Annotated in this window: 16 protein-coding genes and 3 pseudogenes; 10 read left to right on the top strand and 9 right to left on the bottom strand. The window is 70.1% G+C overall.

The features are described 5' to 3' along the window. Positions 1–345 (top strand): annotated as a pseudogene (gene aspA, locus ACZ6CL_RS41700) (aspartate ammonia-lyase); the annotation flags it as partial. Positions 346–433: 88 nt separating this feature from the next. Beyond that, positions 434–1,771: a dicarboxylate/amino acid:cation symporter gene (locus ACZ6CL_RS41695; RefSeq protein ID WP_468946488.1), complete on the top strand. Its 1,338-nt coding sequence runs from the start codon at positions 434–436 to the stop codon at positions 1,769–1,771. 17 nt (positions 1,772–1,788) lie between these two features. Here ACZ6CL_RS41695 and ACZ6CL_RS41690 read toward each other — a convergent pair whose 3' ends face one another. Beyond that, positions 1,789–3,201 carry an MFS transporter gene (locus ACZ6CL_RS41690; protein ID WP_468946485.1) on the bottom strand — a complete coding sequence of 471 codons (1,413 nt, stop codon included), beginning with the start codon at positions 3,199–3,201 and terminating at the stop codon, positions 1,789–1,791. 322 nt (positions 3,202–3,523) lie between these two features. Between ACZ6CL_RS41690 and ACZ6CL_RS41685 the strand changes: the two genes are divergently transcribed. Beyond that, a complete protein-coding gene (locus tag ACZ6CL_RS41685; protein WP_468946482.1) occupies positions 3,524–3,790 on the top strand; it encodes a hypothetical protein in 267 nt (88 codons plus the stop codon). Positions 3,791–3,941: 151 nt separating this feature from the next. Here ACZ6CL_RS41685 and ACZ6CL_RS41680 read toward each other — a convergent pair whose 3' ends face one another. The 6 genes and pseudogenes from ACZ6CL_RS41680 to ACZ6CL_RS41655 form a co-directional block, all read right to left on the bottom strand. Then, positions 3,942–4,742 carry a DUF8017 domain-containing protein gene (locus ACZ6CL_RS41680; protein WP_468946480.1) on the bottom strand — a complete coding sequence of 267 codons (801 nt, stop codon included), beginning with the start codon at positions 4,740–4,742 and terminating at the stop codon, positions 3,942–3,944. Positions 4,743–4,829: 87 nt separating this feature from the next. Then, entirely contained in the window at positions 4,830–5,678 is an 849-nt protein-coding gene (locus tag ACZ6CL_RS41675) for an alpha/beta hydrolase (protein ID WP_468946479.1), read from the bottom strand. Positions 5,679–5,748: 70 nt separating this feature from the next. Continuing rightward, positions 5,749–7,262 (bottom strand): annotated as a pseudogene (locus tag ACZ6CL_RS41670) (aldehyde dehydrogenase family protein). Beyond that, a complete protein-coding gene (locus ACZ6CL_RS41665) occupies positions 7,259–7,399 on the bottom strand; it encodes a hypothetical protein (RefSeq protein ID WP_468946476.1) in 141 nt (46 codons plus the stop codon). The pseudogene ACZ6CL_RS41670 and the gene ACZ6CL_RS41665 overlap by 4 nt, the downstream one beginning before the upstream one ends. Beyond that, entirely contained in the window at positions 7,399–7,722 is a 324-nt protein-coding gene (locus ACZ6CL_RS41660) for a dihydrodipicolinate synthase family protein (RefSeq protein ID WP_468946474.1), read from the bottom strand. Before ACZ6CL_RS41660 ends, ACZ6CL_RS41665 begins: the two co-directional genes overlap by 1 nt. 37 nt (positions 7,723–7,759) lie before the next feature. After that, positions 7,760–8,107, bottom strand: a complete 348-nt coding sequence (locus ACZ6CL_RS41655; RefSeq protein WP_468946472.1) for an MFS transporter — start codon at positions 8,105–8,107, stop codon at positions 7,760–7,762. Positions 8,108–8,155: 48 nt separating this feature from the next. Here ACZ6CL_RS41655 and ACZ6CL_RS41650 point away from each other — a divergent pair. Continuing rightward, positions 8,156–8,744, top strand: a pseudogene (locus ACZ6CL_RS41650) (transposase); the annotation flags it as partial. 64 nt (positions 8,745–8,808) lie between these two features. Then, positions 8,809–9,042, top strand: coding sequence for a hypothetical protein (locus ACZ6CL_RS41645; protein WP_468946491.1), 234 nt, complete (start codon positions 8,809–8,811; stop codon positions 9,040–9,042). Positions 9,043–9,063: 21 nt separating this feature from the next. On the opposite strand, the gene ACZ6CL_RS41640 is transcribed toward ACZ6CL_RS41645, so the two are convergent. Next, positions 9,064–9,579, bottom strand: a complete 516-nt coding sequence (locus ACZ6CL_RS41640) for an NUDIX hydrolase (protein ID WP_468946470.1) — start codon at positions 9,577–9,579, stop codon at positions 9,064–9,066. A gap of 702 nt (positions 9,580–10,281) precedes the next feature. Here ACZ6CL_RS41640 and ACZ6CL_RS41635 point away from each other — a divergent pair. Next, positions 10,282–10,692 (top strand): hypothetical protein, encoded by a 411-nt coding sequence (locus ACZ6CL_RS41635; protein WP_468946468.1) that lies wholly within the window; start codon positions 10,282–10,284, stop codon positions 10,690–10,692. Positions 10,693–11,539: 847 nt separating this feature from the next. Here ACZ6CL_RS41635 and ACZ6CL_RS41630 read toward each other — a convergent pair. Further along, positions 11,540–12,205, bottom strand: a complete 666-nt coding sequence (locus tag ACZ6CL_RS41630; RefSeq protein ID WP_468946465.1) for a GntR family transcriptional regulator — start codon at positions 12,203–12,205, stop codon at positions 11,540–11,542. 94 nt (positions 12,206–12,299) lie between these two features. Between ACZ6CL_RS41630 and glyA the strand changes: the two genes are divergently transcribed. The 4 genes from glyA to ACZ6CL_RS41610 form a co-directional block, all read left to right on the top strand. After that, positions 12,300–13,622: a serine hydroxymethyltransferase gene (glyA, locus tag ACZ6CL_RS41625; RefSeq protein WP_468946462.1), complete on the top strand. Its 1,323-nt coding sequence runs from the start codon at positions 12,300–12,302 to the stop codon at positions 13,620–13,622. A 13-nt stretch (positions 13,623–13,635) separates the two neighbouring features. Then, a complete protein-coding gene (locus ACZ6CL_RS41620; protein WP_468946460.1) occupies positions 13,636–14,856 on the top strand; it encodes a sarcosine oxidase subunit beta family protein in 1,221 nt (406 codons plus the stop codon). A 10-nt stretch (positions 14,857–14,866) separates the two neighbouring features. Then, positions 14,867–15,163 carry a sarcosine oxidase subunit delta gene (locus tag ACZ6CL_RS41615; RefSeq protein WP_468946457.1) on the top strand — a complete coding sequence of 99 codons (297 nt, stop codon included), beginning with the start codon at positions 14,867–14,869 and terminating at the stop codon, positions 15,161–15,163. Beyond that, positions 15,160–17,860: 2Fe-2S iron-sulfur cluster-binding protein (locus ACZ6CL_RS41610; RefSeq protein WP_468946454.1), on the top strand; the 2,701-nt coding region annotated here is incomplete at its 3' end. The genes ACZ6CL_RS41615 and ACZ6CL_RS41610, both read left to right, overlap by 4 nt.

The following is a 17,860-nucleotide window of genomic DNA, read 5'->3' as shown; positions in this document are numbered from 1 at the left end:
GCCGAGGCCGGACAGCTCCAGCTCAACGCCTTCGAGCCGATCATCCTCCACTCCCTCTCGGAGAGCGTCACCCATCTGCGGGCCGCCTGCCTGGTCCTCGCCGACCGGTGCGTGTCCGGCATCACCGCCAACGCCGAGGAACTGCGCGCCACCGTCGAGAACTCCATCGGCCTGGTCACCGCACTCAACCCCCACATCGGCTACACGGCCGCCACTCACATCGCCAAGGAAGCCCTCGCCACCGGGCGCGGGGTCGCCGAACTCGTCCTGGAGAAGGGACTGCTCCCGGCCGACCGGCTGGCCGCCCTGCTCCGCCCGGCCGAGATCGCCAGGACCACCGCCTGAGGCCGGTCACGGACCGCGCATGAGTCCGCGGCGGGCCGCAGAGCCACTGGCCACCACGTAAAGCGCGCAACCTATGGGAGTTCCCCCTATGAAGACACGCCATATCCCCGCTGAGCGCGCCGAAGGCGACTCCGAGGCGACGGCCCCACCGGCGCGCACACGGCGCTGGTGGCGGCTGCCGCTCGGCGTGCAGTCGGCGCTCGCCGTCGGCCTCGGCGCGCTGATCGGAGCGCTCGCGCCGACCGTCGGCGAGCAGCTCAAGATCCTCGGGGACATCTTCCTGAACCTGGTGCAGATGGTCGTGCTGCCCCTGGTCTTCCCGCTGATCGTGCTGGGCATCGCCCGCATGGAGTCGGTGAAGAAGGTGGGCCGGATCGCCGGTAAGGCCATCCTGTACTTCGAGATCGTCACCACGGTGGTCCTCGTGGTCGCGGTAGCCCTGGCCGAGGCCACCGGCATCGGAAGGGGCGCCCCGGTCGCCGGAGGTGACACCAAGAGCCTGGAAACCATGGATCAGGGCGTCGACTTCCACGAGCTGATCCTCCACTCGGTCCCCAAGAACGTCTTCGCCGCGTTCGCCGAGGGCAACCTGCTCGCCGCGATCGTCTTCGCGCTCTTCCTCGGCGTCGGGATGGCGGCCATCGGCGAGAAGTCCGCGCCCTTCGCCTCGGTCCTGGAATCCCTCTCGTCGGCCATGTTCAAGGTCGTCGGCTATGTCATCCGCGTCGCTCCGCTGGGCGTCCTCGGCTTCATCAGCTACGACGTGGCGCACTACGGATTCGGCAACCTCAAGAGCCTGGCCGGCTTCATCGCCGTGGTCTACGCGGGCCTGGCCATCGTCCTCGGCGTGATCTTCCCGGTCATCGCGCTGATCTACCGCATCCGGTACGTCGAACTGCTCAAGGCGATCGGCGGACTCGTCGGCATCGCCTTCATCACGCGCAGCTCCGAAGCGGTGCTGGCACCCCTGATGAGCAAGCTCGAAGGCTTCGGCGTCAGCCGCTCGACGGCCTCGTTCGTCGTCCCCCTTGGCTACTCGTTCAACACCGACGGCTCCGTGCTCTACCAGGCCACCGCCCTGGTGTATCTCGCCCACGCCTACGGCACGGACACCTCGATCCCGTCCCTGCTGCTCATGGTCGGTGTCCTGGTGGTGCTGTCGAAGGGGATGGCGGGCGTCACCTCGGCCTCGATCGTCGTGCTCCTGGCCGCGGGCAAGACGATCGGCATCCCGCCCGAGGGAGTCGCGCTCCTGGTCGGCGTGGACTTCATCGTCGACATGGCCCGTACCGCGGTGAACGTCGTCGGGAACGCGCTGGCCGCCGCCGTCGTGGACCGTTCGGAGTCCAAGAGGGACGCCGGACAGGACGCGACGCCGGAGGCGGGGGAAGCCGCCGTACCCGACCACGAGCCCGTGCGGACGTGACCGAGGTGACGTGCCCTTCAGACGGCCACGTGGCGGGGCGCCTCGCGCGGGACGCAGAAGAGCGCGAGGGCGGAAGCCGTCAGATACGCGGCCGCGCCGATGGCCATGCTGGCCCGCAGCCCCGTGGTGAAGCTGGCCGAGGCGGCCAGCAGCGAGCCTCCCAGCGCGACGCCCGCGGCGCTGCCGATCTGGCGGGCGGTGTTGAACAGGGCGGAGGCGGTGCCGGAGTACTCATCCGGGGCGGCTGACATCACCGTGGCGGTCGATCCGGTGAGGGCGAAGGACGTGCCGAAGCCCGCCGCCATCATCGGTGCCACGAGCAGCGGGTAGTCCGGATCCGGTCCGGCGGCGGCCCAGCCCGCCAGACCCGCCGCTCCCAGGAGCATGCCCGTGAGCACCAGCGGGCGGTGTCCGGTACGGCGCGCCAGCCGCCCGGACAGGACGGAGGCGAACATCGTCATGACCACCGCCGGGAAGAGGGCGAGCCCCGTGCGCAGCGCGGTCAGGCCGCGCTGGTGCTGGAAATACAGGCTGGCGGTGAAAATCATGCCGTAGAAGGCGAAGTTGAACAGCAGACCGATGGCCGCGCCCCCGCCCAGCGGGCGGGAGCGCAGCAGTCGCGGGGGCAGCACGGGGACGCGGGCCAGGCGCTCGCGCAGGATGAACGCGAGGGCCGCGAGCACACACAAACCGGCCCCGACGAGAATCAGCGGGTCCGCCGGGCCCCGTCGTCCAGCCTCGTTGAGAACGGCGATCAGCAGGGCCACCACCGCGATGAGCGCACACTGGGCCGGCCAGTCCACGGGGCGGTCCGGGCGCCGGGCCGAAGCGGGTACGTGGCGCAGCGTCAGCAGCAGGCACGCGCATCCGACGGGCAGGTTGATGAAGAACACCCAGCGCCACCCCACGGTGGTGACCAGGAGGCCGCCCAGGAGAGGGCCGACGGAGGCGGCGATGCCTGCCATGGAGCCCCACAGGCCGAAGGCGCGCGAGCGCGCGGCGGGCGAGGGGTACGCCTGCTGGAGGAGGGCGAGGGAGCCGGGCACGATCAATGCCGCGCCGAGTCCTTCCAGGAGCCGGGCGGCGACCAGGGCCCCCGTGCTCCGCGCCACTCCGCAGGCGGCCGAGGCCGCGGTGAACACCACCACCCCGGTGCAGAAGATCCGGCGGTTCCCCAGCCGGTCCCCGAGCGCGCCGCCGGTGAGCAGCAGACCGGCGAAGATCAGGGTGTAGCCGTCCGTGATCCACTGGATTCCGGTGATCGAGGCCGACAGCTCCCGTCCCACCACGGGAACGGCGACGTTGATGACGGTCACGTCCAGGATGACCATGAAATAGCCCGCACAGACCGCGAGAAGCGGGGCCAGGGACCGTTCCGGAGCCCCGGGCCCCTCCGGCTGATCGGCCTGCGGAGTACCGGCGCGCACCATGGCGACACGGTATTCCCAGGACGCGTGCCTCCCGTGCCTTGACCGGTCCGGCGGCGTGCCGGACTTGGTGAGCCGCGGTACGTGGTGATCGCGGGCGACCTCATGAGGAAGATCGCGGCCGGACGGTGGGCCGGGGGCGAGCCGTGCGGAGCGTCCTGTCGGTGGAGCCGGTGACGGTGGACGCCGCGCTCTCGGCCGTCACCGGTCTGGCCGAGGGAGCCAGGCAGGTGTGCGTCACCTCCACCCGGCGGGACCCCCGGAGGCCTGACGAGGTCGTGTCCTGGGCGCGGGTGTATCCGGGCCCGGAGGAGCCAGCTCGACCATGCCGCAGAAGCGCAATCCCATCTCCAGCGAGCTGATGTTCGCCGCCGCCAAACTGCTCCGCGACAGGTCCACGACCGTCCTGGACGCGATGACGCAGGACTTCGAACGCGCCACCGGCCCTTGGCACCTGGAGTGGGCCGCGGTGCCCGAGGCCACCCACATCACCGGAGGGCTCATCGTCGCCCAAGCCGTCATGATGGACGTCGCGCCCGTCCTGGGCCGCCAGGTGGCGGCTGGGCGCCGCACGGATCAGCGAGCTGTGTGATCCCGCCCGATATCTGGGGAGCGCGATCACCATGGCCCGCGGTGTGGCCCGCACTCCTCGATAGGAGTGGTGGTGTGGCCGCACCCGGCCATCGTGCCCCCAGGAAGGTCAGGGTGGCGTGGTGGGCGGATACGGCCGGTGTTCGGGTCCGTCAGCCCTCCGTGGGCCGGACGGTGGTCATGATCTTCTTGATCTCGGCGTCCGTCAGCGCGTTCGGCACGCCCTGGTCCGCGTAGATCACCCAGCCGTGCATGGTGCCGTCGGGGAGCTTCTGCGCGATGCTGTGCACGACCGCCGTCGGCGGGACACACGAGCTGGGGCGGTTGGTGACGGTGACCTTCGCGGTCGCGGTGTAGCCGTCGATGCCGCCCTCCTTCCACGGCTTGGGCTGGCTGACCTCGATCTTGGGCTTGTGCTCCGCACCGCCGTACGCGGCGAAGCCCCAGTTGCCCGCCCAGTTGCGGGCGTTCTCCTGAAGGCTGCCGTCCGTGCCACCGCCCGTGGTGCCGACGGTGGCGAGCTGACCCTTGCCCGCCTCACCCATGGCCTTGGGATTGGGGCTCGACGAGCAGCCGCCCTCACGGTAGTTGGCGGATCCGGTCATGACGACGATCGGCTTGCCGTCCTTGTCCGTGTAGGAAAGGGCCGTGTCCGCGCCGAGGAGTTTCCACTTGTCGGACTTGGCGGGCACGTCGTAGCGGAAGTGGTGCTTCTGCGATGTCTGCGTCTGCCATCCCGCGGCCACCGGCCTGTCGGCCGAGGGGCCCGAGGGGGCGGACGACGGGGACGACTCCGCCGAGGGCGCCTTCGACCCCGCCGCACCGGTGTCCTTGTCCGAGGACTGGGCGGTGTCCTCGTTGCATCCGCTCAGGGCGACGGCCATACCGATGCCGAGGGCCGCGATCAGGGTCTTCTTCGGAGCGGTGCGCAGGAAAGCTTTTGACTGAGACATGATCGACACCCTAAGTGAACAGCACTTTCGCGCCATCCACCGGGTGGGTGTCTGCTACGAGACGGATACGCGCCCGTGACACATCGCTCACAGCACGGCGAGTTCTCCCAGGACTCGTGCCGCCGGTGCCGGGTCGGTCAGCCACTTCCAGTGGCTGCCGTCGAGGGTGCGGACGTCGTACGGGTTGTCCGGCGTCAGCGCGTTGCCCTCGCGGATCAGCCGGTCCTGCAGGGCGAGCGGCAGGCTCGCGTCGTCGGCCAGCCGCACGAAGGTCTTCGGGACGCGGCCCCAGGTCGCGGCCTGCGCCCGGTCGGCGGAGCCGCCGACGTCCAGGTTCTCGTCGGGCTGGAACGTGTTCAGGAAGGTCAGGAACTCGTCGTCGGTGCCGTCGGCGAAGAAGGCCGCCTTGAACGCCGCGAGCATGTCCGGATCGGCGGTGCGGAAGTTGGTGCGCAGCAGGCCCAGCTCCGCCGGGTTCCCGGCCATCGCCGGAGCCAGCGAGGCCAAGTCGACGGTGGCCATCTCCGGCTCGGTGTAGTAGTCGTTGACGTCCAATTCGACCGGGCACCAGGCAGCGACGTAGACGATGCGGTCGATCAGGTCCGGCCGTGCGTTGGCCGCGGCGGTGGCCGTGATACCGCCGCGGCTGTGCGCGACGAGGATCACCGGACCGTTGCGCTTGGCCCGCTCCAGGACCGCGATCAGGTGCGCCGCGTTGTCCGCGAGGGTGACGCCCTTGATCGCGCCCGGCGCGGTGGCGAACTCTTCGAGATCCTGCGGCGCCTGATAGGCGCGCGGGTAGCTTGCCCCGAAGCCATGGCCTGGCAGATCGACGGCGACCGAACGGTGCCCGAGAAGGCCGAGTTCGGCCTGGAGCGGTGCGAAGGAGAAGGAGTTCGCGAAAGCTCCGTGAACCAGTACAAACGTAGGCTGCATCTGGCTCACCTTACCCAGCGAAACCGGAGCCGGTGGCGCGAACTCCTCCACACCCCATCACCGCACGGGATCAGCGTCCGTGGTGGTGCATCACATGCTTGGTGCGCGAGAAGTCCTCCAGCGCGTAGACCGACAGGTCCCGGCCGTAGCCGGATCCCTTGAAGCCGCCCCAGGGGGCTTCGCAGGCCAGCACCAGGTGCGAGTTCACCCAGACCGTTCCGCTGTCGAGGCGTGCGGCGATGGCGTGGCTGCGGCGGGCGTTCTCGGTCCACACCGATGCCGACAGGCCCAGCGGGGTGTCGTTGGCCCGCCGTACCGCCTCCTCCTCGTCGGTGAAGGTCTCGACCGTGACGACGGGGCCGAAGATTTCCTGGCGGGTGGCTTCCGCTCCTTCGGGGAGGCCGACCAGCACGGTCGGGGCGATGAAGTAGCCGGGCCGGTCGAGGGCTTCGCCTCCGGTCGCCGCCCGCGCACCGTCGTTCTTGGCGCGCTCCACGTACCCGGTGACCCGGTCGAAGTGTGCCTTCGAGACCATGGGGCCGACCTCGATCTCCTCACCCCAGCGCGGGTCGCCGACGTCAACGTCCTTACTTCGCCGACCAATTGTGTTATGAACCGCTCGGCGACCGATGCGTGGACGAGGATCCGGCAGGCGGCCCCGCACTCCTGGCCCGCGTTCCAGAACGAGGCGGTGCGCAGGGACGAGGCGACCGCCGCGAGATCGGCCTCCGGGAAGATCAGAACCGGGGCCTTGCCACCGAGTTCGAGGTGCACACGCTTGAGGGTGTCCGCGGCGGCCCGGGCCACGGCACGGCCGCTGGGGACCGAACCGGTCAGGGCGATCATGTCCACGTCCGGGTGCTCGGCGAGCCGGGCACCGACCACCGCGCCGTACCCGGTCACCACGTTCACCACTCCGGGCGGCAGCAGACCGGCGACGAGTTCGGCGAACTTCAGCGTGGTCAGCGGCGTCTGCTCGGACGGCTTGATGACCAGGGTGTTACCTGCGGCGAGAATGGGCGCGATCTTCCAGGCCGCCATGAGCAGGGGGTAGTTCCACGGTGTGATCACACCGATGACTCCGAGCGGTTCCCGCAGAATGACCGACAGGTGGTCCTCGGCGTACTCCCCGGCGGCCATCGAGGTGGTCGAGCGCGACGCACCGGCCATGAAGCGGAAGGCGTCGATGGTCATGGCGACGTCGTCCCGCGACACCGCGAACGGCTTACCGGTGTTCGCCGACTCCAGCCGGACGAGGAGGTCGGTGTGCTCGGCCAGCCGGTCGGCGATGGCGTGCAGCACCTCCGAGCGGTCCTTGGGGACCAGCCGCGCCCACGTGGCCTTCGCCCCCGCCGCGGCGGCGACCGCCCGGTCGACGTCCTCGGCGGTGCCCTCGGGGATCCGGGCGATGACGCTCTCCGTGCTCGGGTCGGCCACGTCGATGACGTGCTCGGACGAGCCCTCGGGGAACGTTCCGCCGATGAAATGACGGGCCGGGGGGAGGTCGGCGGGGGAGATCAGCGGCGGGGCGTCATCCGGTGCGCGGCGGACGGTGGCCGTCGTGGGTCCGGTGGCGGTGCTCATGCCAGCTCCTTGATCAGGGAAGAGATCCTGGTGGCCGTGGCGGCGTCGAGGCCGAGCAGCGGCTCACGGGGAGGTCCGATGGGGAACCCGGACGCCTCCAGGGCGGCCTTGACCGCCGGAATGAACGGAGCGGACATCACATCGTGTCCATCAGCGGGTAGATCCGCGCCCACTCCGCTCGCGCGCGCCCGAGTTCGCCGTCGCGCAACGCACGGTGGATGGAGACGAGTTCGGCCGGTATCACGTTCGCCGTCCCGGCCATGACACCGGCGGCCCCCTCGGCGATCGCGGTCAGCAGAAGACTGTCCCAGCCGATGAAGGTGGAGATGACGTCGCCGTACCGGTGGATCAGCTGCCCGGCCTGAGCCATCTCCAGCACGAGGGTGTCCCAGTGCCGCAGTCGCCAGTCCGCGGACAGTCCCGCGATGCCGCCTCCGACGATCACTACGTCCTTCATCATGTCCTTTCCTGGCCGTTGCGGGGGGAGATGACTGCGGTCAGACACTCGCCGGGCGTCCGGCGGTCTCGGCGGTGTCGGCGGTGCGGGAAGGCAACGCGGCGGCCTCATGCAGGGCCATGTCCCGTGTCTCGGGCGCCCACAGGACGGACACCACGGCGCCGACGAGGCTGATCGCGGCGGCGGCGATCATGGTGCCGCCGATGCCCCAACTGGTCAGGGCCAGCGGGACGAGATAGGTGCCGACGGCGGCGCCGATACGGCTGACGGAGGAGGCCAGGCCGACGGCGGAGCCGCGTACCTCGGTCGGGAACAGTTCGTTCGGGTAGATCCACTGGAGGATCTGGGTGCCGCCGATGGTGATCGCGTACAGGGCGAACAGGGTCATGATCACGCCCGAGGGGGCGTGGGGGAAGAGGCCGAGCACCAGCAGGGCGACCTGCCTGTCGGGATCCTCGGCCGGCTCCGCTCCGACCGCGTCATGCGACGGCCGACGCCACCACGGGCCTACGACCCCAAGGGCGGCCGACCGCCCAAACACGGCAGCGAGTTCGTCTTCGGCAGCCCCACCACCTGGGGCACCGAGCAGGCCGTGACCGTCACCGCCACCCGCCTTTACGGAAAGGCGACCGGGCAGGCCTGGGACCGGCTCCACCCGAGACTGACCCGGCGGGCGGCCTGGACCGACCATGACGGCCCGCTGCCCATCATCGAGGGCACCGTCATCCGCCTGGTCGTGGAGAAGCTACCGAGCGGCGGGGTGAATAGGCCGGTATGGCTGTGGTGGTCCGGCACCGGCACCACCGCCGGGGATGTGGACCGCTGCTGGCAGTCCTTCCTCCGCCGTTTCGATCTGGAACACACCTTCCGCCTGTTCAAGCAGACGCTCGGATGGACCAAGCCCCGGCTCCGCAGCCCGGAGGCGGCCGATTCGACACGAGGTGGGACGCGTCCTCGCCACCGGCGAGGCATACAGCCGGCCCACCCACCACAAGGTCGGCACCAAACCCCGCAGGGCAGGCTGACAAGCAACATGAAGGTCAGCACACTGAGCACATGCGTTATGAGGAGAGGACGAAGCTCACCGTCGTGAGGGCCCTGGTCCCGGTGACCATGCTCATCTCCTCACCGGTGCTGCTGATAGCCGGAACGCCGATCCGCCGCCGATACCTCCGCTACATCTACCGGGATGGGCCCCGCAGGATCCTGGACAAGGAGCGGGGCTGGGTCAGCGTCCACTACTTCGTGATCACCAGCCGCCTTCTCGAATGGTTCTGCTGGCCCACAGAAATGCTCGCACGTCTCGCCTCACACCGAGGTTAAACGTCAAGCTAAGCTTGAGTTTTAACCTTGCCCGAGTTGTTGGGAGAAGCCGGAACTCGACTCGCGCGTGAGCCGAGCGAGGTAGGTGTCCAGGGGTTGAACACGTCCTGGGAGGACTTCGTGGAGGTCCCACCAGCGGATGGCCGCGATCTCCTCGTTGGCCTGGAAGTTACGGACACCGCTGATGCGGCCTGCGAACAATGCCGCGTATTCAGCTTGCTGGTCGGGCGCCAATGCAAACCTCGCGTAGCCGATGAACCGCAACGGTCCGTCGGGCTCCTGCCCGGTCTCCTCCAGCAGCTCGCGCTCGGCCGCCTGACGAGGGGATTCACCTTCTTCAATACGCCCGCCAGGCAGTTCCCAGGACTGGCGGAATCGATCGAAGACCATGAGGACCCGGTCGGCGTGCCAGATGGCAACCAACGCCGCCGGCAACGGCGCGTCATCCGGTGGGGCCCCTTCCGCCCCGAGCCCGAAGGAGATCAAGGCGTTACCGCACTCGTCGGTTTCAAGCGGTGGGACTCTGGGATCAGACACCTCGCTATGATTCCCGGTCCCGCACCGGGGAAGCCTGGATCCGCTCACGGGGGATACGAGCCGCGACGGGGGTATGTTGGCCGTCCGCCGGAGGGCTTCGAGCTGACTCGCCAGCTCCTGTCGGGCGGTCGACGTGCGGGCGTGCGCCGAGGTCGTCCAGGAGGGCTCCGAAGGCGCGCTTCCCGCGGGTTGCCGACTCCGAGCGCTCCACTGTTCGGGTGACGTGACGTCAATACGGTTGTCAACGACGTAGCGCGAATGGCTTACTGTACGCATCCGAACAGGTGGGCCGCCCATCCCTCCACGGGAGAGTGGCAGCTGGCCCACCGTCGGCCCCAGGGACGGCGTTCCAGGACGGTGTGCCGGGCCGGGGTTCGGCTGCCGTCCTGACCATTTTCCTGAGTGCCCGCAAAGGCAGCGGCTTTGGGCCGGCGTGTTCCCTCACCACTGTTCCGATCGGCCTGAGCGGGAGGGCCGTCCGCGTTCTCGGCGACAGAGCGCTGGCCCCTTCCCAGGCCCATAGGCCGATGTGGCCACGTCGGCTGATCGGGCTCCCGAGCGGCTGTGAGTCGTCGGCTCCAGGCCCCGGCAAGAAAATCCACGGCAGCGCCCACTGATCGCTGACGAGCGTCGGTGAAGCACGGGCCGCCGAGGACAGACCGTTCCTGCGCACATCCAGTCCGTCTGAGCAGGAGGCACATCATGCCTTTCATCCAGCAGAGCACATCGGGCCCAGTGACAGGCTCCGCCGAGTCCTTCGCCCCCATCACGGTCACCGGCGGGCAAACCTCCCCACTGCTGCCTGGTGAAACCGCAGACGTCACCCTCACCTTCACCAACCCGAACAGCAATGTAAGGGCCAAACTGATCTCCATTGCCGCCGGCGATGTCGTTGTCGACACCGTTGCGAACGCCGACGACATGGCGTACTGCCACGATCAGATCGAACTGTCCACAGCCGGCGTGGGCCCCCTGCCCACGCTTGACCTTAGCCAGGCCAACCTGCCATTCGTGCTGGCTGCGGCTGTGAAGCTGAAGGAAGACGCCGACATCCGCTGTCAAGGGATGACGTTTCACACCACGTGGACGGTCCAGTCCCAGGCCGTCCGCTGACCGCGGCCCTTATGACTTACGCCATCGAATGAGCCGCGCGATGGACTGCGTCCCGGCGTAATCCGAAGGTCTGGCGCACAGCGTCACTCCAGTAACCAGCGACAGGCCTGTTGATCGCCCTCACGAGATACGTGCCTGAGCCTGGAAGCTGACACCACTTGTCGCTCCTCTGCGCCGTCACCTGGCGACCGGCCTTTCGGCACGCGGCCCGCAGCGCGACCCGGGCCAGGTCGACCCCGGACACCTCGCCGTCGCTCACGCTTGCCCCCATGTGGTGTGCCCGAGGACCAGGTGGCAGGTGCCCGAAAGCCGCCCATCCGGTGGCCCATCTCACCTGCGGTTTTGCCGGGGAACCGGACATCTCCATCCCATTCGATCCTGCTGGGTCCTCCTCGATCCGGCTCGATCCAGCGCGGTGAGGCAATTGCCTCACCGGCTGTCGAGGCCCCGGCAAGTCGCGGTAATTGGACCAGATCGACGGGCACTCCGCTGCAATCCACGCAGCGCGCGGACGGCGAGGGCATCCCCCAAGGCCGCCGCGTGGGCCGACCCGTCCCGGTCCCGTCCGGGCACGACGGCAAGTTGGGCGGCGCAGACACGGAACCCACGCTGGGAATTGTCCGGCGATCATTCGTAGCCAGATGGTGATCGCGGTCGCCGTGGCGATACCGAGGAAGACGTAGCCGCATTTGTCCTAGCGGGTGGCGACCGCCCAGTGTTGCTTTAAGCGGTTGTGCGCGCTCAACGGTGTTGCGTTCTTGCATCGCTTCTCGCCGATACCGGGCGGCCGTCCGCCGTGTGCGCGTTGGCGCAGGCGGGCAGTCCGGCCACCGGTTTTCTCTGAGCCTCAGATCGCGGCGCGAATGGCCCGTTCGAAGCCCTCGACATGATCGCGGGCGAGCTGCGCCGCCTTCTCGGAATCCCCGGCGACGATCGCCTCGATCAGCGGCCCGTGCTCCTCGACGTGACCGGCCATGTCGGAGAGCCGGTCGATGAACAGACACCAGATGCGGGTGGCCAGGTTGTCGTGGCGCACGAGGGTGTCCTCCAGGTACGGGTTGTGGGTGGCGGCGTAGATGGCGCGGTGGACCTGGAGGTCCAGGCGCATGAGGTCGTCGGCGTCGTACCGGCGGGCATCCACGTGTCCCAGCTCCCGTAGCGCGGCCGTCAGAGCCGCCCGGTCCGTGGCCGTGGCGCGGCGCGCGGCCTGCGCGGCAGCCAGGGGTTCCAGCTCCTGGCGCACCTCGGAGATGTGGGCGAGGTCAGTGATGTTGACGTCGGTGGCGAAGGTGCCGCGCCGGGGGTAGGCCGTGATCAGCCGCTCGTACTGGAGCCGCTTGAGCGCCTCGCGCACCGGCGTCCGTCCGACACCGAGGGACTGGGCCAGCTGATCCTCGTTGATCGGTGCGCCCGGGCGGATGTCGAGCATGACCAGCCGGTCGCGGATGGCGCGGTAGGCGCGCTCGGCGAGGGACAGCTCCTCGCCCCTCGGCTCGGTCGCCACGTGCCGCATGAAGCCCCCTTGACCTGTTCGGCGAGCTCCCATACCTTACCGCAGAGGCTGATATATCAGTTGCCCATTAGTTGGCTCTCAGGATGGTGCACAGATGGCAACGAACCCGTCGATCACCACGCTCACCTCCCCCGCCTCCCAGCTCTCTCTCCCGCTCCGCGATCTCGACCCGGATGTCGCCGCCGCGGTGGACGCCGAGCTGCACCGCCAGCAGTCGACCCTGGAGATGATCGCCTCGGAGAACTTCGCTCCGGCCGCGGTCATGGAGGCCCAGGGCTCGGTCCTGACCAACAAGTACGCCGAGGGCTACCCCGGCCGCCGCTACTACGGCGGCTGCGAGCACATCGACGTGGTCGAGAAGCTGGCCATCGCCCGGGTGAAGCAGCTCTTCGGCGCGGAGGCCGCCAACGTCCAGCCGCACTCCGGCGCCCAGGCCAACGCGGCCGCCATGGTCGCGCTGCTGAACCCCGGCGACACAATCCTCGGGCTCGACCTGGCACACGGCGGCCACCTCACCCACGGCATGCGCATCAACTTCTCCGGCAAGCTGTACAACGTCGTGCCGTACCACGTGCGCGAAGCCGACATGCGCGTCGACATGGACGAGGTCGAGCGGCTCGCCCTCACCCACCGCCCCAAGATGATCGTCGCCGGGTGGTCGGCCTACCCCCGCCACTTGGACTTCGCCGCGTTCCGGCGCATAGCCGACGAGGTCGGCGCGTATCTGCTGGTGGACATGGCGCACTTCGCCGGGCTGGTGGCCGCGGGCCTCCACCCGAGCCCGGTGCCGTACGCCGACATCGTGACGACCACCACGCACAAGACCCTCGGCGGCCCGCGCGGCGGTGTGATCCTCAGCCGTGCCGACCTGGCGAAGAAAATCAACTCCGCGGTCTTCCCGGGCCAGCAGGGCGGTCCGCTGGAGCACGTCATCGCGGCGAAGGCGGTGGCCTTCAAGGTGGCGGCGGGCGAGGAGTTCGCCGAGCGCCAGCGGCGCACCCTGGCCGGCGCCCGCATCCTCGCCGGACGGCTGCTGTCCGACGACGTGGCCGAGGCCGGGATCACGGTGCTGACCGGCGGCACCGAAGTCCATCTCGTCCTCGTGGACCTGCGCGGCTCCGCACTCGACGGGCAGCAGGCCGAGGACCGGCTGCACCGCATCGGCATCACCGTCAACCGCAACGCGGTGCCGTTCGACCCGCGCCCGCCGATGGTGTCCTCCGGGCTGCGGATCGGCACCCCGGCCCTGGCCGCCCGGGGCTTCGGCGACACGGAGTTCCGGGAGGTCGCGGACATCATCGCCCAGGCCCTGAAGGACGAGCGGTTCGGCGACGAGAGCGCGGGCCCGCTGCGTGCCCGGGTCGAAAAGCTCGCCGGCGCCTTCCCCCTCTACCCGCACCTCAACGTCCCCACCTGAACGGAGACGCGGCATGACCACCCAGCCGCTGCCGGAGCACCCGGACTTCCTCTGGCGCAACCCCGAGCCGCGCTCCTCCTACGACGTCGTCATCGTCGGCGCGGGAGGCCACGGCCTCGCCACCGCTTACTACCTCGCCAAGCACCACGGCATCACCAACGTGGCCGTCCTGGAGAGGGGCTGGCTGGCCGGTGGCAACATGGCGCGCAACACCACGATCATCCGCTCCAACTACCTCCTGGACGAGAGCTCGGCCATCTACGAGCACGCGCTCGGCCTGTGGGAGCGGCTTCCGGAGGAGCTGGGTTACGACTTCCTGTTCAGCCAGCGCGGCGTCCTCAACCTCGCGCACACCCTGCAGGACGTCCGCGAGGGCGTGCGCCGCGTGGGCGCCAACCGCCTCAACGGCGTCGACGCCCAGTGGCTCACCCCGGCCGAGGTGGCCGAGGTGTGCCCCATCCTCAACGTCTCGCCCCGCACCCGGTATCCGGTCCTCGGCGCCACCTTCCAGCCCCGGGCCGGTATCGCCAAGCACGACCACGTCGCCTGGGCGCTGGCCCGGCGGGCCGATGAGCTGGGCGTGGACCTGATCCAGGGGTGCGAGGTCACCGGCTTCGTCAAGGACGGCGACCGGGTCGTGGGCGTCGAGACCAGCCGTGGCCGCATCCTCGCGGGCCGGGTCGGCCTCGCGGCCGCCGGGCACAGCAGCGTCCTGGCCGAGCTGGCCGGTTTCCGGCTGCCGGTGCAGTCACACCCCCTCCAGGCGCTGGTCTCCGAGCTGCACGAGCCGGTGCACCCCACCGTGGTGATGTCGAACCATGTGCACGTCTACGTGTCCCAGGCGCACAAGGGCGAGCTGGTGATGGGCGCCGGTGTCGACGCGTACAACGGCTACGGGCAGCGCGGCTCGTTCCATGTGATCGAGCAGCAGATGGCCGCCGCCGTCGAGCTGTTCCCCGTCTTCGCCCGGGCGCATGTGCTGCGCACCTGGGCCGGCATCGTCGACGTCACCCCGGACGCCTCCCCGGTCATCGGCGCCACCCCCGTCGAGAATCTCTACGTCAACTGCGGCTGGGGCACCGGCGGCTTCAAGGCCACCCCGGCCGCGGGCATGACCTTCGCGCACACCATCGCCACGGGCGAGCCACATCCGCTGAACGCCCCCTTCGCCCTCGAACGCTTCACGACGGGCGCACTGATCGACGAACACGGCGCCGCGGCCGTGGCCCACTGAGGAGAACACCGTGCTGCTGATCACCTGCCCATGGTGCGGCCCTCGCGACGAGGCCGAGTACCACTACGGGGGACAGGCCCACGTCCCCTACCCCGGAAACACCGCGGACCTCACCGACGAGCAGTGGGCCGCGTACGTCTTCTACCGCGACAACCCCAAGGGCCCCTTCGCCGAGCGGTGGATGCACAGCACCGGCTGCCGCCGGTGGTTCAACGTCCTGCGTGACACCGCGAGTTACCAGGTGCTGGCCGCCTACCGGCTCGACGAGCCCCGCCCCGCACTGCCCCAGGCCGGAGGGAACCGATGACCCAGCGATTCCGGCTCCCCCATGGGGGCCGTATCGACCGCGCCACCACGCTGCGGTTCACCGTCGACGGCCGGGAGATGACGGGACACCCCGGGGACACCGTCGCCTCGGCCATGCTGGCGAACGGGCTCATCGAGGTCGCCCCCTCGATCTACCGCGGCCGCCCGCGCGGCATCGTCGCCGCGGGTACCGAGGAGCCCAACGCCTTGCTGCGGATCGACGGCCCGTGCTCGGAGGGCATGCTGCCCGCCACGACGACGGAGCTGTACGACGGCCTGTCCGCCACCACGCTGTCCGGGATGAGCCGTCTCGACCCGACGCCCGACACCGCCGTCTACGACAAGAAGTACGTACACACCGATGTCCTCGTCATCGGCGCGGGGCCTGCCGGGCTCACCGCCGCCACCGCCGCCGCGGGCGCCGGAGCCCGTGTGATCCTCCTCGACGAGCAGCCCGAACCGGGCGGTTCGCTGCTCTCCGGGCGCGCCGAGACGGTCGGCGCGCAGACCGCCGCGGCCTGGGCCGCCGAGGTCGGGGCGGCCCTCGACGCCGCCCCCGAGGTCACCGTCCTGCGGCGCACCACCGCCTTCGGCAGTTACGACGACAACTATGTGCTGGCCGTGCAGCGCCGCACCGACCACCTCGGCGCCGACGCCCACCAGCCGTCCGACGGCATCTCGCGCCAGCGGCTGTGGCACATCCGGGCCCGCCAGGTGGTCCTGGCCACCGGCGCCCACGAGCGTCCGCTGGTGTTCGCCGGAAACGACCGGCCCGGGGTGATGCTCGCCGCGGCCGTGCGCGCGTACCTCAACCGGTACGCTGTGGCCCCGGGCTCGCGGGCGGTGGTGAGCACCACCAACGACAGCGCCTACGACACGGTCGCGGATCTGCACGCGGCCGGGATCGGCGTCGCCGTGGTGGCGGACGCGCGCCCCGAACTGTCCCGGCGGGCCGCCGAGGTGGCCGTGGCCACCGGGGCGCGGGTGCTGACGGGCAGCGCGGTGGTGGCCACCGCGGGGGAGAGCCGCCTCACCGGCGTCACCGTGCAGGCCCTCGACGACGACGGGCAGCCCATCGGCGCTCCGGAGGCGTTCGACTGCGACCTGCTGGCCGTCTCGGGCGGCTGGACCCCGGTGGTGCACCTGCACAGCCAGCGCCAGGGCACGTTGCGCTGGGACGAGGACCTGGCCGCCTTCGTGCCGGACGGCACCGTCCGGGACCAGCGGGTCGTCGGCGCGGCCCGCGGGACGTACGGCCTCGACGGCTGCCTGGCCGAAGGGGCGCGGGCCGGTGCGCGGGCCGCGACGGACGCCGGATTCCCGGTCCCCGTACCGTCATCCGATGAAGCACGGTCCGAGGCCGCCCCGGTGCGCCCGCTGTGGCTGGTCCCCGGGCCCGAGGGCGAACCCGGCGGCTGGGACACCCACTTCGTGGACCTGCAGCGCGATGTGACGGTCGCCGACGTCCGGCGGTCGGTCGGCGCCGGCATGCGCGGTGTCGAGCACGTCAAGCGCTACACCTCGCTCGGCACGGCCAACGACCAGGGCAAGACGTCCGGCGTCAACGCGATCGGGGTGATCGCCCAGGCCCTCGGCACGGGCGCGTCACCCGGCGACATCGGCACCACGAGCTACCGGGCGCCGTACACGCCGGTGGCCTTCGCCGCCCTGGCCGGGCGCGAGCGCGGCGAGCTGTTCGACCCGGAGCGCACGACCTCCGTCCACCGCTGGCACGTCGAACACGGCGCGGTGTTCGAGGACGTCGGCCAGTGGAAGCGCCCCCGGTACTACCCCGGGCCCGGCGAGGACATGGACACGGCCGTGGCCCGTGAGTGCCGCGCGGCCCGTGAGGGGGTGGCGTTCATGGACGCCACCACCCTCGGCAAGATCGAGATCTGGGGCGCGGACGCGGGCGAGTTCCTGGGCCGTATCTACACCAACGGCTTCAAGAAGCTGAAGCCCGGCATGGCCCGCTACGGCGTGATGTGCAAGCCCGACGGGATGATCTTCGACGACGGTGTCACGCTGCGTCTGGACGAGAACCGCTACTTCATGACCACCACGACCGGCGGCGCCGCCGGGGTCCTGGACTGGCTGGAGGAGTGGCTGCAGACCGAGTGGCCCGAACTCGACGTCCACTGCACCTCGGTGACCGAGCAGTGGACGACGATCGCCGTCGTCGGCCCCCGGTCCCGCGAGGTCGTCGCCCAGCTCGCGCCCGACCTCGACCTGTCCGCCGAGGCGTTCCCCTTCATGGCCTTCCGCGAGACCACCCTGGCCTCCGGTGTCCCGGCCCGCATCTGCCGGATCTCCTTCTCCGGCGAACTCGCCTACGAAATCAACGTTTCCGCGTGGTACGGCCAGGCGGTGTGGGAGGAGGTGTACGCGATCGGCCGACCGTACGACATCACCCCGTACGGCACCGAGACCATGCACGTCCTGCGCGCCGAGAAGGGCTACATCATCGTCGGCCAGGACACCGACGGCACCGTCACCCCGCAGGACGCGGGCATGTCCTGGGTGGTGTCCAAACAGAAGGACTTCGTCGGCAAGCGGTCCTACGCCCGTGCCGACACCTCCCGCTCGGACCGGAAGCAGCTGGTCGGCCTGTTGCCGAGCGACGGAACGACCCGGCTGCCCGAGGGCGCCCAGCTCGTCGCCCCGGACGTGCCCGTCACTCCGGCCGCCGGGCCGGTGC

This window comes from Streptomyces sp. NPDC041200, from assembly GCF_055591805.1.
Note: the sequence above shows the minus strand (reverse complement) of the source record. Positions and strands in the feature narration are given on the sequence as shown.